14 protein-coding genes and 1 other annotated feature are annotated in these 14,475 nt (G+C 40.3%); all 14 genes read right to left on the bottom strand.

The features are described from left to right. Positions 1-2: 2 nt before the first annotated feature. The 14 genes from rpsG to sigH all read right to left on the bottom strand — a co-directional run bounded on the left by rpsG (position 3) and on the right by sigH (position 14,457). Positions 3-473, bottom strand: coding sequence for a 30S ribosomal protein S7 (gene rpsG / locus AC503W_RS00665; protein WP_402875716.1), 471 nt, complete (start codon positions 471-473; stop codon positions 3-5). 21 nt (positions 474-494) lie between these two features. Then, positions 495-917, bottom strand: a complete 423-nt coding sequence (gene rpsL, locus AC503W_RS00660) for a 30S ribosomal protein S12 (protein ID WP_402875717.1) — start codon at positions 915-917, stop codon at positions 495-497. 104 nt (positions 918-1,021) lie between these two features. Continuing rightward, positions 1,022-1,270 (bottom strand): 50S ribosomal protein L7ae-like protein, encoded by a 249-nt coding sequence (locus AC503W_RS00655; RefSeq protein WP_402875719.1) that lies wholly within the window; start codon positions 1,268-1,270, stop codon positions 1,022-1,024. A 292-nt stretch (positions 1,271-1,562) separates the two neighbouring features. After that, a complete protein-coding gene (gene rpoC / locus AC503W_RS00650; RefSeq protein WP_402875721.1) occupies positions 1,563-5,156 on the bottom strand; it encodes a DNA-directed RNA polymerase subunit beta' in 3,594 nt (1,197 codons plus the stop codon). 180 nt (positions 5,157-5,336) lie between these two features. Then, positions 5,337-8,906: a DNA-directed RNA polymerase subunit beta gene (gene rpoB / locus AC503W_RS00645; protein WP_402875722.1), complete on the bottom strand. Its 3,570-nt coding sequence runs from the start codon at positions 8,904-8,906 to the stop codon at positions 5,337-5,339. Between the two features lie 240 nt (positions 8,907-9,146). Next, positions 9,147-9,752 carry a class I SAM-dependent methyltransferase gene (locus AC503W_RS00640; protein WP_402875762.1) on the bottom strand — a complete coding sequence of 202 codons (606 nt, stop codon included), beginning with the start codon at positions 9,750-9,752 and terminating at the stop codon, positions 9,147-9,149. A 176-nt stretch (positions 9,753-9,928) separates the two neighbouring features. Continuing rightward, entirely contained in the window at positions 9,929-10,288 is a 360-nt protein-coding gene (rplL, locus tag AC503W_RS00635) for a 50S ribosomal protein L7/L12 (RefSeq protein WP_402875724.1), read from the bottom strand. 63 nt (positions 10,289-10,351) lie between these two features. Further along, positions 10,352-10,852, bottom strand: coding sequence for a 50S ribosomal protein L10 (rplJ, locus tag AC503W_RS00630; RefSeq protein ID WP_402875726.1), 501 nt, complete (start codon positions 10,850-10,852; stop codon positions 10,352-10,354). Between the two features lie 39 nt (positions 10,853-10,891). Continuing rightward, positions 10,892-11,042 (bottom strand) — a sequence feature (ribosomal protein L10 leader region). A 46-nt stretch (positions 11,043-11,088) separates the two neighbouring features. After that, positions 11,089-11,784 carry a 50S ribosomal protein L1 gene (rplA, locus tag AC503W_RS00625; protein ID WP_402875727.1) on the bottom strand — a complete coding sequence of 232 codons (696 nt, stop codon included), beginning with the start codon at positions 11,782-11,784 and terminating at the stop codon, positions 11,089-11,091. A gap of 104 nt (positions 11,785-11,888) precedes the next feature. Then, on the bottom strand, positions 11,889-12,314 hold the full coding sequence (gene rplK / locus AC503W_RS00620; RefSeq protein WP_402875728.1) for a 50S ribosomal protein L11: 426 nt from the start codon (positions 12,312-12,314) through the stop codon (positions 11,889-11,891). A gap of 175 nt (positions 12,315-12,489) precedes the next feature. Beyond that, complete coding sequence (gene nusG / locus AC503W_RS00615) at positions 12,490-13,023, bottom strand: transcription termination/antitermination protein NusG (protein WP_402875730.1); 534 nt, start codon at positions 13,021-13,023, stop codon at positions 12,490-12,492. Between the two features lie 235 nt (positions 13,024-13,258). Further along, complete coding sequence (gene secE, locus AC503W_RS00610; RefSeq protein ID WP_402875732.1) at positions 13,259-13,441, bottom strand: preprotein translocase subunit SecE; 183 nt, start codon at positions 13,439-13,441, stop codon at positions 13,259-13,261. Between the two features lie 52 nt (positions 13,442-13,493). Continuing rightward, positions 13,494-13,643, bottom strand: coding sequence for a 50S ribosomal protein L33 (rpmG, locus tag AC503W_RS00605; protein WP_402875733.1), 150 nt, complete (start codon positions 13,641-13,643; stop codon positions 13,494-13,496). Between the two features lie 181 nt (positions 13,644-13,824). Further along, the gene (gene sigH, locus AC503W_RS00600; RefSeq protein ID WP_402875764.1) at positions 13,825-14,457 is read right to left on the bottom strand and encodes an RNA polymerase sporulation sigma factor SigH; all 633 of its coding nucleotides are present in this window, start codon (positions 14,455-14,457) and stop codon (positions 13,825-13,827) included. Positions 14,458-14,475 lie beyond the last annotated feature (18 nt).

Here is a 14,475-nt window from a genome sequence, read left to right as displayed (position 1 = left end):
TCTTACCAGCGATAGTGAGCAAATGCTTTGTTAGCTTCTGCCATTTTGTGCGTATCTTCACGTTTCTTAACAGCTGCTCCAGTGTTGTTTGCAGCATCCATGATTTCGAAAGCTAAACGCTCTTCCATCGTTTTTTCTCCACGAAGGCGAGAGTAGTTTACTAACCAACGAAGACCTAGAGTTGATTTACGGTCTGGACGTACCTCAACTGGTACTTGGTAGTTAGCTCCACCCACACGGCGTGCTTTTACTTCTAATACAGGCATGATGTTTTTAAGTGCTTGATCAAACACTTCGATTGGCTCATTGCCAGTACGTTCTTTAATTAACTCAAATGCAGAGTAAAGTATTTTTTGTGATTTTCCTCTTTGTCCATCAACCATTAATTTGTTGATTAAGCGAGTCACAAGTTTAGATTTATAAATTGGATCTGGTAATACATCTCTTTTTGTTACGGGTCCTTTACGAGGCATTATATTTCCTCCTTTCTCGGATTATTTTTTTGCTGCTTTCGGACGCTTAGTACCGTATTTAGAACGGCTTTGCATACGATTGTTAACTCCTGCTGTATCAAGAGCACCACGTACGATATGGTAACGTACCCCTGGTAAATCCTTTACACGTCCACCGCGGATTAGTACCACGCTGTGTTCTTGTAAGTTGTGACCGATACCTGGGATATAAGCTGTTACCTCGATACCGTTAGTTAAACGTACACGCGCATATTTACGTAAAGCGGAGTTTGGTTTTTTCGGTGTCATAGTTCCCACACGAGTACAAACACCACGTTTTTGCGGAGATGATACGTTAGTTTGTGCTTTCTTAAAGCTGTTGTAGCCTTTGTTAAGTGCTGGAGAGTTAGATTTAACCTCTTTAGACTCGCGTCCTTTACGCACTAATTGATTAATAGTAGGCATTACATTTTTCCTCCCTTCGCAATTTCATGTCTAGTACCACACATCCAGGTGGTTCATAAATGGGTAAAAACAAAGTCCTTGCAAATAGTATTGCAAAAACATTTTTACTTTTTAATGGCAACAGTTGCTGCTCCGACATCAATACCACATGCTTTTCCAAGCATTTTCATCGAATCAACATATGTGATAGGAACATCCACTAGTTTAGCGGTCTCAACAACACGCCCAGTCAAGTATATATCTGCATCATCAGCGATGATAACTTCTTGAATTAAATTGTTCTTCAAAGCTCTAACTGTTTGTTTCGTTCCTATAACCACTGACTTTGCCTGTATTACTTTTTCATAAGACATGGTCCATATCCTCCAAAGTTACAGGGTAACATAGGAGCACCTTTGCTATAGTATCATTTTTAGTCAGATGCTGTCAACTTGTTTCAAAAAATTATTTAAGCAAAAGGTTTTCCAGTTAAATCATTCTATAGGTTTTTAAGTCTACCAAATTGGTTCTATCATAACTAATTTTTTACTGATTACTCTTTATTAATAAAAAGAAACCAGCTCATTTAATCCGAACCTCAATCCCCCAATATCGTTAGGGGGATCAAGTTCTTCAGTATTTATATGAGCTGGGTCTAATTATCCTTTAGTCAACCGATACTGTCTCAGGATTCTCTACGACAACAGGGTTAGCTTTTCTGTAGCGAGGCATACCTGTTCCAGCTGGAACAAGTTTACCGATGATAACATTTTCTTTCAGTCCAAGCAATTCGTCGCGTTTTCCTTTAATTGCTGCATCAGTCAATACTCTAGTTGTTTCTTGGAATGATGCTGCAGACAAGAAGGAATCCGTTTCAAGTGATGCTTTTGTAATTCCTAGTAATACAGGACGACCTGTAGCAGGTAGCTTGCTGGTTAGCAATGCGTTTGTGTTTGCCACGGTGAACTGGTTAACATCCAATAGCGTACCTGGAAGAACTTCAGTTTCCCCTGCGTCAAGAACACGAACTTTACGCATCATTTGTCTAACCATAACCTCGATATGTTTATCGCCGATTTCTACCCCTTGCATCCGGTATACTTTCTGTACTTCATGAAGTAGGTATTCCTGAACAGTAAGAACATCCGTAACTTTCAACAATTCTTTAGGATCGATAGAACCCTCTGTTAACTCCTCGCCTCGACGAACGAAAGTATCAACAGACACTCTTAAACGCGCTGTGTATGGCGCTGTATAAGTACGTGATTCAACCGCACCTTGGACCACGATTTCTTGTTGTTTATCGCGGATTTCATTGATTGAAACGATAGTTCCCTCAATTTCAGAAATAACTGCTTGACCTTTAGGGTTTCTCGCTTCAAATATTTCTTGGATACGAGGTAAACCTTGAGTAATATCGTCTCCGGCAACCCCACCTGTATGGAATGTACGCATTGTTAACTGAGTACCAGGTTCACCGATTGATTGGGCAGCAATGATACCAACTGCTTCTCCCACTTCAACTTCCTGACCGGTAGCCAAGTTACGTCCGTAACATTTCTTACATACACCATGACTGGTGTTACATGTAAAGGCAGAGCGAATCCATGCAGTTTCAATACCTAGTGATGCAATATAAGCTGCTAGATCCTCAGTGATAAGGTCATTTTCAGCCACAATTACTTCATCTGTTTCTGGATGTCTAATGGCTTTTCTTGCATATCGGCCAATTAAACGTTCTTCAAGATGCTCGATTATTTCTGTTCCCTCTCTCAAGGCAGAAATTTTCAAGCCGCGGTCTGTTCCACAGTCATCATCACGGATGATAACATCTTGGGCTACGTCTACTAGACGACGTGTAAGGTAACCAGAATCGGCAGTTTTAAGGGCTGTATCGGCAAGACCTTTACGAGCACCATGTGTAGAGATAAAGTACTCTAACACTGTTAAACCTTCACGGAAACTTGATTTGATCGGTAATTCGATGATACGTCCAGCCGGGTTGGCCATCAGTCCACGCATACCCGCAAGCTGCGTGAAGTTGGAAGCATTACCACGGGCACCGGAGTCACTCATCATGAAGATCGGATTGCGTCGGTCAAGAGATTTCATCAGTTTAGACTGAATAGTATCTTTTGCTGCGCTCCAGATCGAAATGACGCGATCATAACGCTCATCTTCGGTAATTAGACCACGTCTAAATTGTTTTAGGACGTTATCCACTTTTGTTTGAGCTTCCGTAATGATTTCTTGTTTTTCTTTTAATACAACAATATCAGCTACACCAACAGTGATACCTGCTTTTGTCGAATATTTGAATCCAAGATTTTTCATCCGGTCAAGCATTTTAGATGTTTCGGTGATTTTGAAACGTTTAAACACTTCCGCAATGATATTACCAAGAATTTTCTTCTTGAATGGATCAATAGCTGGTTGTGCTTTAATCAATTCAGGGATATTAGCGCCTTTTTCCACGAAATATTTCTCTGGAGTTTTAGTTTCCAAGTTATAACGTGTAGGTTCGTTAATATATGGGAATGATTTTGGCAAAATTTCATTAAAGACCAATTTACCAACGGTAGTGATTAGAAGCTGGCTGTTTTGTTCTTCCGTGAACGTTTCATTATTCAGTGATGATGCATGCACTGCGCAACGAGAATGTAAGTGAACATAACCATTTTGGTATGCAAGCAACGCTTCACTAGTATCTTTAAAGATCATACCTTCACCGATAGCGCCTTCTCTTTCTAATGTTAGGTAGTAGTTACCTAATACCATATCTTGAGAAGGAGTAACGACTGGTTTTCCATCTTTAGGATTCAAGATGTTCTGGGCAGCAAGCATTAGCATACGTGCTTCAGCTTGAGCTTCAGAAGATAAAGGAACGTGGACGGCCATTTGGTCACCATCAAAGTCAGCGTTATATGCTGTACATACTAACGGATGCAAACGAATTGCACGGCCTTCAACCAATGTTGGCTCAAACGCTTGAATACCAAGTCTATGAAGAGTTGGTGCACGGTTAAGTAATACTGGATGCTCCCTAATGACTTCTTCAAGTACATCCCAAATCTCAGGAGATAGTCGTTCAATTTTTCGTTTTGCAGATTTGATGTTATGAGCTAATCCTCTTTGAACGAGTTCCTTCATAACGAATGGTTTGAATAATTCAATCGCCATCTCTTTCGGCAGACCACATTGGTACATTTTCAGGTTAGGACCAACTACGATTACAGAACGACCAGAGTAATCGACACGTTTACCAAGAAGGTTCTGACGGAAACGACCTTGTTTACCTTTTAACATGTGTGATAAAGATTTCAATGGGCGGTTACCCGGACCAGTTACTGGGCGACCACGACGTCCATTATCGATTAAAGCGTCAACGGCTTCTTGAAGCATACGCTTTTCATTTTGGACGATAATGCTTGGAGCGCCAAGATCAAGCAATCTTTTCAAACGATTGTTACGGTTAATAACACGACGATATAGATCATTTAAGTCAGATGTCGCAAAACGACCGCCATCTAATTGAACCATTGGACGAAGTTCTGGTGGTATAACTGGAAGCACATCAAGAATCATCCATGAAGGCTCGTTACCAGAATTACGGAAGGCTTCTAATACTTCCAAGCGTTTGATTGCACGAGTTCTACGTTGTCCTTGAGCTGTCTTAAGCTCTTCTTTCAACGTTTCTACTTCTTTTTCCGTATCAATGTCTTGTAAAAGTTTTTTAATAGCTTCCGCACCCATTGCAGCTTGGAACTTCTTACCGTATTTTTCACGGTATGTACGATATTCTTTTTCAGAAAGAAGTTGTTTCTTTTCTAAAGTTGTATCGCCAGTTTCAGTTACCACATAAGATGCGAAGTAAATAACTTCTTCTAATGCCCGTGGAGACATATCCAGGACAAGACCCATACGACTCGGAATTCCTTTGAAATACCAAATATGTGAAACTGGTGCTGCCAGCTCAATATGACCCATTCGTTCACGACGGACTTTAGCACGCGTGACTTCAACCCCACAACGGTCACAAACTACGCCTTTATAACGAACACGTTTATATTTACCACAGTGACATTCCCAGTCCTTTTGAGGTCCGAAAATTCTCTCACAGAATAAACCGTCTTTTTCTGGTTTTAACGTACGATAGTTGATTGTTTCTGGTTTTTTAACTTCCCCATGAGACCAAGAACGAATCTTGTCTGGTGAAGCAAGACCAATTTTCATATACTCAAAATTATTAACATCTAACAAGGGGCCTACCTCCCTTTTAATCTCCAGGTTTTACCCTGATTGCCTTCATTCATTCGGGCAATCTAAACCGGATGATGGGTGATTGAATCAATAAGACTCCGACAAGGCAGCAGGATCTTTAAAGAAAAACCTTGCTGCCAGTCAGAGCTGATAATATATAGATTGATTTATTTAAATTATTTACTCTTTTGATGGTGCTCCTGCTTCAGTAGCAACCATATCTTTTGTTTCTGCATCTAGGCTTAATTTGTCTGACTGATTAGGGTCTTCTTCATCTTCTAAATCACGCATTTCAATTTCGCGGTCTTCAGCATTCATGATTTTAACATCTAATCCTAAGCTTTGAAGTTCCTTAATCAATACTTTGAATGACTCAGGGACACCAGGCTCAGGGACATTTTCGCCTTTGACAATCGCTTCGTATGTTTTCACACGGCCCACGACATCATCTGATTTAACGGTAAGGATTTCTTGTAATGTATAAGCAGCTCCATATGCTTCAAGTGCCCATACTTCCATCTCACCAAAACGTTGTCCACCGAATTGCGCTTTACCACCAAGTGGTTGTTGCGTAACAAGGGAGTAAGGTCCAGTTGAACGAGCATGAAGTTTATCATCAACCATATGTGCAAGTTTAATCATGTACATGACACCAACAGACACACGGTTATCGAACGCTTCACCTGAACGGCCATCGTAAAGTACCGTTTTTGCATCACGTGACATACCAGCTTCTTCAATCGTACTCCAAACGTCTTCCTCAGTAGCTCCATCAAATACCGGTGATGCTACGTGAATGCCTAGTGCACGGGCTGCCATACCTAAGTGAAGCTCAAGTACCTGACCGATATTCATACGGGAAGGTACACCCAGTGGGTTTAACATGATGTCAACCGGTGTTCCATCAGGCATGTAAGGCATATCTTCTTCAGGAAGGATCCTTGAGATTACACCTTTGTTACCATGACGTCCGGCCATTTTATCGCCTTCATGTATTTTACGTTTTTGAACGATATATACACGTGCAAGTTGATTTACACCAGGTGGTAGCTCGTCGCCATCTTCTCTGTTAAACACTTTAACATCGAGGACGATTCCGCCGCCGCCGTGGGGAACACGCAATGATGTATCCCGTACTTCGCGCGCTTTTTCACCAAAGATTGCATGTAAGAGACGTTCTTCCGCCGTTAGTTCCGTTACCCCTTTAGGAGTTACTTTACCTACTAGAAGGTCACCGTCTTTTACTTCAGCACCGACACGGATTATTCCACGCTCATCAAGGTTGCGAAGCGCATCTTCTCCGACGTTCGGAATATCACGAGTGATTTCTTCAGGTCCCAATTTCGTATCGCGAGACTCAGATTCATATTCTTCAATATGGATGGAAGTGTACACATCATCTTTAACTAGACGTTCACTCATGATGATGGCATCTTCATAGTTGTATCCATCCCAAGTCATGAAGGCAACTAATACATTTCGTCCAAGTGCTAATTCACCTTTTTCCATTGAAGGACCATCGGCAAGAATTTCACCTTTGACAACATTGTCACCAACACTAACGATAGGACGTTGGTTATAACACGTTCCTTGGTTAGAACGAATGAATTTTAATAAACGGTATTTATCAAGGTTTCCTTTTACTTGTTGACCGTCAACCTCACTTACCCGGCGTACCCATACTTCACGTGATTCCACGTGTTCGACGATACCAGGGTGTTTACAGATGACAGCTGCCCCAGAGTCTTTCGCTGAAACATATTCCATACCTGTTCCAACTCTTGGTGCCTCTGGTTGTAATAAAGGTACTGCTTGACGTTGCATGTTCGCTCCCATTAGGGCACGGTTGGAGTCATCATTTTCCAAGAAAGGAATACATGCTGTCGCTGCAGATACGACTTGTTTAGGCGATACGTCCATATAATCTACGCGGTCACGCGGAACAACGGTATTTTCACCGCGGAAACGTGCAACAACCATATCATCAAGGAATGTTCCATCATCGGATAGACGAACATTCGCTTGGGCAACTACGTAGTTATCTTCTTCATCAGCCGTTAAGTAATCGATTTTGCTCGTAATTTTCCCTGTCTCATGGTCAACACGTCGGTATGGTGTTTCAATGAATCCATAAGGGTTAACCTTTGCAAAACTTGATAGGGAGTTAATCAATCCAATATTTGGTCCCTCAGGCGTTTCAATCGGACACATACGGCCATAGTGGGAGTAATGAACGTCACGTACTTCGAAACCAGCACGCTCACGAGTCAAACCACCAGGTCCCAATGCAGATAGACGACGTTTATGCGTCAATTCGGCCAATGGGTTCGTTTGGTCCATAAATTGTGAAAGCTGTGAGCTACCAAAGAATTCTTTAATGGATGCTATAACAGGACGAATGTTAATCAATTGCTGTGGAGTGATCGTATTCGTGTCTTGAATAGACATTCTTTCACGCACGACACGCTCCATACGAGATAAACCAATTCTGAATTGGTTTTGCAGCAATTCACCAACGGAACGCAGACGACGATTTCCTAGATGGTCAATATCATCTGTAATTCCCACGCCATGAAGCAAGTTAAAGAAATAGCTAATAGAAGAGATGATATCAGCTGGAGTAATGTTTTTAACCTGATCGGTTACATACGCATTACCAATGATATTGATCACTTTTTCGCCTTCAGCGTCATTTGGAGCAAAGACTTTGATTGGTTGAAGAAGGGTTTCTTCTTCTACTACGCCACCAGACGGGTGGAACGTTTTAAAACCGATTCCTGCTTCAAGATGAGGCAGAATTTTATCAAGTGTCCTTCTATCAAGCAAAGTACCCTTTTCAACAATGATTTCCCCTGTTTCAGGATCGATTAAAGTCTCGGCGATCTTTTGTCCGAATAGACGATTCTTGATATGCAGTTTTTTGTTGATTTTATAGCGACCTACGTTAGCTAGATCATAACGTTTTGGATCGAAAAAGCGGGATACTAGTAGACTTTTCGCGTTATCGACTGTAGGTGGTTCACCCGGGCGAAGACGTTCATAGATTTCTAGCAATGCTTTTTCTACACTCTCCGTGTTGTCTTTTTCAAGAGTGTTGCGAAGATACTCATTATCACCGATTAAATCAATGATCTCTTGATCAGTTCCAAAGCCCAATGCACGCATCAATACCGTGATAGGTAATTTCCTAGTGCGGTCGATTCGAACATAAACTACATCCTTGGCATCTGTCTCATATTCAAGCCATGCACCACGGTTAGGAATAACGGTCGCAGAGAAACCTAGCTTACCGTTCTTATCCATTTTCCCATTATAGTAAACACTCGGTGAGCGTACTAATTGGGATACGATTACACGTTCAGCACCATTGATGACAAACGTGCCCGTTTCAGTCATAAGTGGGAAGTCACCCATGAATACATCCTGGTCTTTTACTTCCCCTGTTTCTTTGTTAACAAGGCGCACTTTCACACGAAGTGGTGCAGAATACGTAACATCGCGTTCTTTTGTTTCTTCAACAGAATACTTCGGTTCAGCAAGGCTGTAATCGATGAATTCTAATGACAAATTACCTGTAAAATCCTCAATAGGAGAAATGTCCTGGAACATTTCTTTTAAACCTACATCTAAAAACCATTGATAAGAAGCCGTTTGAATTTCAATCAGATTCGGAAGATCCAAAACCTCACTGATTCTTGCATAACTTCTACGTTGGCGGTGTCGTCCATACTGAACAAGTTGACCTGTCAACTGATTCACCCCTTAAATCAAGCGTTATAAGGATCTATTTGCCACGGAAAAAAGCAATCTAATCCATAGACAAAAAGAAAATGGTTTTTATTTTAAAAACCACTATTTCTCATAAAACGAACTATTATTTATATATTTTTCCCATATTATCCATTGGTTATACACCAATGGTATAAAAATTGCATAGTAACGGAATTATATATATGCATTTTATAATACTAACATAGCGAAAATTTAGAGTCAAACTTTTTTGGATAATAGTATGTAGTAGCCTTTTTTCTTTACAGCCACTTCGACATTACCAAATAACAGCTCTAGTTTATCCATGGCGGAAGGAGCGCCTTGCTTTTTTTGAATGACAACCCATAGTTCTCCACCAGTCACCAAACTTCGATAACTTTCTTCTAGAATTTCGTGGACTACACTTTTACCTGCGCGAATGGGAGGGTTCGTAAGAATTGCAGCGAATTGTTTAGATCCTACCTTTTCAAAACGGTCGCTTTCGTACACTTTAACATTAGCGATTCCGTTTGTAGCGGCATTTTCCTTCGATAATTCAACTGCCCGGCTATTTATATCTATCATTTCTACCGTTCTTTCGGGATAAGCCGCAGCAATTGATATTCCAATGGGGCCATAACCGCAACCAACATCAAGAATATTCCCTTTTACAGCTTTATTAAGATTGAAGGATTCTATCAAAAGACGAGAACCAAAATCAACTTCTTTTTTTGAAAAAACACCATTATCACTTTTAAAGTGGAATGTGCGTCCTTTTAATACAAAATCCCAAAATTTAGGATTGCTTTCGACATCCGGTTTTTGTGAGTAGTAATGCTCTGTCAGAGTCATCTCCCCCTATCAGAAAGGAATATTGAAGATTTAACGAGAGAAGAGATATGAAGAATGGATACTTACCTGTCATAAAGTTTGTACATCTTTACTAAATCGTCTACCATTTTTCTTTAAAAATGAAGAGAAAAAAGCTCGCCAGTGATAGCGAGCTTTTTGTTTATGCAAGATTACTTAACTTCAACGCCAGCTCCAACTTCTTCAAGTTTAGCTTTAAGTTCTTCAGCTTCCTCTTTAGAAACGCCTTCTTTGATTGCTTTTGGAGTGTTATCAACAACTTCTTTCGCTTCTTTAAGTCCAAGACCAGTTGCTTCACGAACAGCTTTGATAACTTTGATTTTTGAATCTCCAGCAGATGTAAGAACTACATCAAACTCAGTTTTTTCTTCAGCAGCAGCGCCACCAGCAGCAGCTACAGCTACAGGTGCAGCAGCAGTTACGCCAAATTCTTCTTCGATTGCTTTTACAAGGTCGTTTAATTCTAAAACAGTCATGTTTTTAACTGCTTCAATGATTTGATCTTTAGTCATTGTTATTTCCTCCTCGAAATGGTTGGTTTTTTTTTGAATCAATAGGCAAGATAAGCGGTTAGCTTACGCGCCTTGTTCTTCTTTTTGTTCTGCAACTGCTTTTGTAGCAAGAGCAAGACCGCGCATAGGTGCTTGTAGCACACTTAGCAACATTGAAAGTAGGCCTTCGCGTGAAGGTAGTTCTGCAAGAGCTTTAATGTCTTCAGCAGATGCTACGTTTCCTTCGATAACTCCAGCTTTGATTTCTAACGCTTCATGTTTTTTCGCAAAATCGTTAAGGATTTTAGCTGGCGCAATAACATCTTCATTTGAGAATGCAATTGCGTTTGGTCCTGTTAAAGATTCGTTTAAAGAGCTAAGTTCAGCACTTTCAGCAGCACGACGAGTTAAAGAGTTTTTGTAAACCTTGAACTCAACGCCAGCATCACGAAGTTGCTTACGAAGTTCTGTTAATTCAGCAACAGTCAATCCACGGTAGTCAACAACAACTGTGGATTTGCTAGCTGTTAATTTACCAGTAATCTCAGCAACGATAGTTTGCTTTTGTTCAATAATTGCGTTCATCCTTACACCTCCTGTAGATTTGCTTGAAAACATTTATACCGTTTCAAAGAAAAAGCCTTCATCTCTAATACAGACATGAAGGCAGTAATTTCAAAGGTCATAGTCAACGACTATTTTTATCGAATTACCTCGGCAGGGAATTAAGCTCTTGTGGAGCACCTACTGTCTTCGGTACAAATGATATTCATTTATCACAACAAAACATATTATAACAACAATAGTTTTGGAATGTCAAATTATTTATTGAAAGAAGAAGAATCAACTTTCACACCAGGGCCCATTGTAGTCGTTACAGAAATATTCTTCATGTAAGTTCCTTTAGCAGCCGCAGGTTTAACTTTCATTAATGTATCAAAGATAGTAGTGAAGTTTTCCACTAGTTTAGCATCTTCGAAAGATACTTTACCGATTGGAGCATGGACGTTACCAGCTTTATCTACGCGGTATTCAACTTTACCTGCTTTGATCTCATTAACAGCTTTCGTTACATCAAATGTAACTGTTCCAGTTTTAGGGTTTGGCATTAAGCCTTTAGGTCCTAATACGCGACCAAGTTTACCAACTTCACCCATCATGTCAGGAGTCGCAACGATTACGTCGAATTCGAACCATCCTTGTTGGATTTTGTTGATGTAGTCAGATTCGCCAACGAAGTCAGCACCAGCAGCTTCAGCTTCTTTTGCTTTTTCGCCTTTTGCGAATACTAATACGCGTTGAGTTTTACCAGTTCCGTTCGGAAGCACAACTGCTCCACGAATTTGTTGGTCAGCTTTCTTAGGGTCTACACCCAAACGGAAAGCAACTTCAACAGTCGCATCGAATTTTGTGAAGTTTGCTTTTTTAACAACTTCAATCGCTTCAGTTACAGCGTATGCTTTTGAAACTTCAACAAGCTTAGCTGCTTCAAGATACTTTTTACCTTTTTTAGCCATGATATAAATCCTCCTAAATTGTGGTTTTAACGGAATTACCTCCCACGAATAAAGGTTGCGAGTATCAATCGCAACCCCGTAGAAACAAATAACAATTACATGGATTAGTCTTCGATGACAATACCCATGCTGCGAGCAGTACCTTCAACCATACGCATTGCAGCTTCAACGTTTGCAGCGTTTAGGTCAGGCATTTTAGTTTCAGCAATCTCGCGCACTTGATCACGCTTGACTGTAGCAACTTTTTTACGGTTAGGTTCACCAGAACCAGACTCGATACCTGCTGCTTTCTTAAGTAGTACTGCAGCGGGTGGAGTTTTTGTAATGAATGTAAATGAACGGTCTTCAAATACCGTGATTTCAACAGGAATAATTAGACCAGCTTGGTCTGCTGTACGAGCGTTGAACTCCTTACAGAATCCCATGATGTTTACACCAGCTTGACCTAATGCAGGACCAACCGGCGGTGCAGGATTCGCTTTACCAGCAGGAATTTGCAATTTAACCATTTTAATTACTTTTTTAGCCACGAGACACACCTCCTTATAAGTCCGTGATGTGGTAATAGGGATATACCCTCCCACTCATCTTGAATTCTTTATATGTTAATAAAGAATACTTGTATCGTTGAGGCCTAAAAATTTGAAACATACTGACCTTTGAAATTTTACCACTTCCAAAAGGCTTTTTCAAGTTTTTTTCCGTTTATAATTTTTCCACTTGATTAAAGTCTAGTTCTACCGGCGTATCGCGGCCGAACATATTAACAAGAACTCGGACTTTTCCTTTATCTGTATCAAGTTCTTCGATAGGCCCAGCAAATGTTGCAAATGGTCCTTCTTTCACTTGAACAGTGTCGCCGACTTCAAAGTCGATGTCAAATTTACTTTCGTCAACACCCATGCGTTTAAGGACAACTTCTATTTCTTCATCAAGCAGTGCTGTCGGTTTAGATCCCGCTCCTGATGAACCTACGAAACCTGTTACACCAGGTGTATTGCGGACTACATACCAAGAATCATCGGTCATGATAATTTCTACCAGTACATATCCTGGGAAAACCTTTTTCTTCGTTACTTTCGTTTTGCCATCTTTGACTTCGGTTTCTTCTTCCTCAGGAACTACTACGCGGAAGATTCTATCTTCCATCCCCATTGTTTCAACACGCTTCTCCAGATTGGCCTTTACCTTGTTTTCATAACCTGAATAGGTGTGAACTACATACCAATTCTTTTCCATGTTTTAGGACTGTGACGTCCTTCCCTCCCTGCAATCAATCATTTTCTTTATGAAACTTTATTTTCTAACGATCTAGCCAAAATTAACATCCTGCACTATCCCGACTTGTCTAAAGAATAACAGCAATGCTAGAGTTTGAACTTTTTCTTAAAAAAGACAAATTAAAAAACCCGTTTCCGGGCTTTTCTGCTGACACATATTATTCTATCACTATTATACCTTATTTTCGAATCTCTTATTCAATAACTAAGCGAATTAATTCGGAAATGCCCATATCGACCACTAAAAAGAATAAAGCCATAAACAACACAGTCGTCACTACAACGATTGTATATTTGGTTAATTCTTTACGTTTTGGCCAGCTTACTTTACGCATTTCACGAGTGACTCCGCTGAAAAATTCGGTTAAGCGTTTCATGAATGTATCCTCCAAGCATTAGACTGCTTCTGTCAATCTATTTATAAAACGGTTATTTTGTTTCCCTATGATTCGTATGTGAATTACAGGTACTGCAAAATTTCTTTAATTCTAGTCGTTCAGCGTTGTTTGACTTATTGCTTTCATAATTATAATTTCTTGAACCACAATCGGTGCAAGCTAGTGTGATTTTCTTTTGCAATTGATACACCTATCCTATCTACTATTTCCATAAAACCTTATCACGGCTGGCTTTTATTGTCAATAACAAGGTGAGGCCACCTAAGTCCATGTCAACTCTATCAGCCTATGTCTACCATAAGTGAATGCATCATCCAAGTGGAGTTAGTGTCAGATGAAATAAAGCGGAAAAGGCGGAGGGACTATAAACTGATCTCCCTTACTTCCAGATAACGCTCGAGCTTTCTTTTCACCCTCTGGAGGGCATTATCGATCGACTTCACATGACGATTCAACTCTTCTGAGATTTCCTGATAGGTTTGCCCATCTAAATAAAGGGCTAATACCTTTCTTTCCAAATCGCTCAGCAGCTCGGCCATTTTCAATTCGATATCGTCAAACTCTTCTTTATTGATAATCAGTTCTTCTGGGTCTAATACCTTCGTACCCGATATAATATCCATGAGAGTACGGTCGGACTCCTCATCATAAATGGGCTTGTCCAGGGAAACATAGGAATTGAGCGGAATATGCTTTTGACGTGTTGCTGTTTTAATAGCGGTAATGATCTGTCTCGTAATACATAATTCGGCAAATGCTTTAAAAGAAGAAAGCTTATCGCCTTTAAAATCACGGACAGCCTTATACAAACCAATCATGCCTTCTTGAACGATGTCTTCCTTATCTGCACCTATTAAAAAATATGTCCTTGCCTTCGCTCTTACAAAATTACGATACTTTTGAATCAGATAATCCAGTGCTTCACTGTCTCCAGTGTGTACTAACTCAATTAATTCTTCATCATCGAACTGCAGATACTTTTCGTTCAGTTTCATACCGAAATTGAGACCCAA

The organism is Peribacillus suis (assembly GCF_059384845.1).
The sequence above is the reverse complement of the archived record's forward strand: the minus strand, read 5'-3'. Positions and strand labels throughout refer to the sequence as shown.

Bases quoted from the DNA above. Each gene is read 5' to 3' on its own strand.
- rpsG (WP_402875716.1), bottom strand. From the start codon at position 473: ATGCCTCGTAAAGGACCCGTAACAAAAAGAGATGTATTACCAGATCCA.
- rpsL (WP_402875717.1), bottom strand. From the start codon at position 917: ATGCCTACTATTAATCAATTAGTGCGTAAAGGACGCGAGTCTAAAGAG.
- AC503W_RS00655 (WP_402875719.1), bottom strand. From the start codon at position 1,270: ATGTCTTATGAAAAAGTAATACAGGCAAAGTCAGTGGTTATAGGAACG.
- rplL (WP_402875724.1), bottom strand. From the start codon at position 10,288: ATGACTAAAGATCAAATCATTGAAGCAGTTAAAAACATGACTGTTTTA.
- rplJ (WP_402875726.1), bottom strand. From the start codon at position 10,852: ATGAACGCAATTATTGAACAAAAGCAAACTATCGTTGCTGAGATTACT.
- rplA (WP_402875727.1), bottom strand. From the start codon at position 11,784: ATGGCTAAAAAAGGTAAAAAGTATCTTGAAGCAGCTAAGCTTGTTGAA.
- nusG (WP_402875730.1), bottom strand. From the start codon at position 13,023: ATGGAAAAGAATTGGTATGTAGTTCACACCTATTCAGGTTATGAAAAC.
- secE (WP_402875732.1), bottom strand. From the start codon at position 13,441: ATGAAACGCTTAACCGAATTTTTCAGCGGAGTCACTCGTGAAATGCGT.
- sigH (WP_402875764.1), bottom strand. From the start codon at position 14,457: ATGAAACTGAACGAAAAGTATCTGCAGTTCGATGATGAAGAATTAATT.